Source organism: Ottowia sp. (genome assembly GCF_047975795.1).
GTDB lineage: Bacteria > Pseudomonadota > Gammaproteobacteria > Burkholderiales > Burkholderiaceae_C > Ottowia.
This window is the reverse complement of the sequence record NZ_JBKEEE010000075.1, coordinates 1-1,735: the sequence shown is the minus strand read 5'-3', so window position 1 is coordinate 1,735 and position 1,735 is coordinate 1. Positions and strand designations below refer to the sequence as shown.

General features: G+C 64.4%; 1 protein-coding gene and 1 pseudogene. Both read left to right on the top strand.

Translation table 11 applies throughout. The features are described 5' to 3' along the window. Positions 1-1,369, top strand: a 1,369-nt coding sequence (locus tag ACK5NW_RS11300) for a phage portal protein (RefSeq protein ID WP_416928079.1), incomplete at its 5' end; no start/stop codon positions are given. 63 nt (positions 1,370-1,432) lie between these two features. Beyond that, a pseudogene (locus ACK5NW_RS11295) lies at positions 1,433-1,735 on the top strand (hypothetical protein); the annotation flags it as partial.

Below are 1,735 nucleotides of genomic sequence, written 5' to 3'. Positions count from 1 at the left end.
CGGCTGGGCCACCACGGACAAACGCATCGACGATGAGCTGCGCGGCGATCTGGATCGCCTGCGCGGACGCAGCCGCCAGCAGACCAAAGACCATGAGCACGCGGCGCAGGTTCTGCGCCTGGCTGCCCGCAACATGGTCGGCCCCGCCGGGCCGCGTCTGACAGCCACCATAGAAAACGCACCCGGCCAGGCCGACAAGCAGGCCAATTGGGCCATTGAGGTCTGGTGGGCTGATTTCTGCCGCGCGGAAAACTTCGACGTGGCCGGCCGGATCAGCGGGCACGATGCCATGCGCCTGCTGGTGCGCAGCGTGGCCCGAGATGGTGAGGCGATTCTGCGGCATGTGGTTGGCCGCGGCAAACATGGTTACCAGGTTCAGATTCTGGACATCAGCCGCTTGGACACTGGCTACAACCTGGAGCCGGCCAATGGCCGCAACGCTGTGGTCATGGGTGTGGAGGTGGATCGCTACAGCAGACCGGTGGCCTATTGGCTGCGCGAGGGCGTCAGTCGCCGGCGCGAGCGGGTGCCGGCCGCTGAAATCCTGCACGTCTTTTTGCCGACCGAGCTGGAGCAAACGCGCGGCGTGCCGTGGATGCACGCTGCCCTGCGCCGGCTCAACGATCTTGGCGCCTACAGAGAGGCCGCGATCATCAACGCAAGGATCGGCGCCAACAAGGTGGGGTTTTACACACGCTCGATTGACGCTGTGCAAGAAAGCATCGGTGGCGTGATGGCCGAGGGCGAAGAGGCGCAACTCATTACCAATGCAGAGCCCGGTGAGTTCCACGAGCTGCCAGCCGGCTACAGCTTCGAATCGTTCAACCCGGCGTACCCGAACGAGCAGTTCGAGGTGTTCCACAAGGCGATGCTGCGTGGCGTGGCCGCCGGCATGGGAGTCAGCTACACCAGCCTGTCGGGCGACCTGGAGGGCGTGAATTTTTCCAGCATTCGCGCTGGCCTGCTGGATGAGCGTGACGAATGGAAGGCGTTGCAAGAATGGTTCATCGCCGCCGTGGTTGACCCCATTTTCACCCGTGCGCTGCAAATGGCTCTACTCAAAGGCACGGTGCGCACAGCCGGCGGGGCGCCGCTGCCGGCAGCCAAGACCGATAAATTCATGTCGCACCGCTTCCAGGGCCGCCGCTGGCCGTGGGTGGATCCCGTCAAAGACATGCAGGCAGCCATTCTGGCGCGCCGCGCGCGTCTGGCCAGCGCCACCATGCAGGCATCGGAGATGGGCGTGGACATTGAAGATGTGCTGGCTGATCTGCAACGCGAACAGGCGCTTGCGGACAGCTATGGCGTTGCCATGCCAGAGGCAAGCGAAGAGCACCCGGCGACCGACGAAGAGCCAGTAGAGGCTTGATGCCGCGCGCCCTGTGCGCGTTTTGCCTTGCCTGCGCACACCCAGTGGGCAGACCATCGCGGCATGCCCTTCGATGCACCCAAGCCCGGCACAAAAGTTGAGCGTCTGCTGTCTGTAGATCGCTCGGCCATCAATGTCGATGCGCGCACCGTCACGCTGGCATTTTCCAGCGAGACACCGGTAGAGCGTACGTGGGGTGTCGAAGTGCTCGATCACAAGCCCGGCAGCATGCGCACCGGCCGCCTGAAAAGCGGCGCGCCCCTGCTGATGGATCACGACGCCCGCGACCAAGTGGGCGTTATCGAGTCGGTGCAGATCGGCGGGGACAAGATCGCCCGCGCCGTGGTGCGTTTCGGTCGAAGCGCG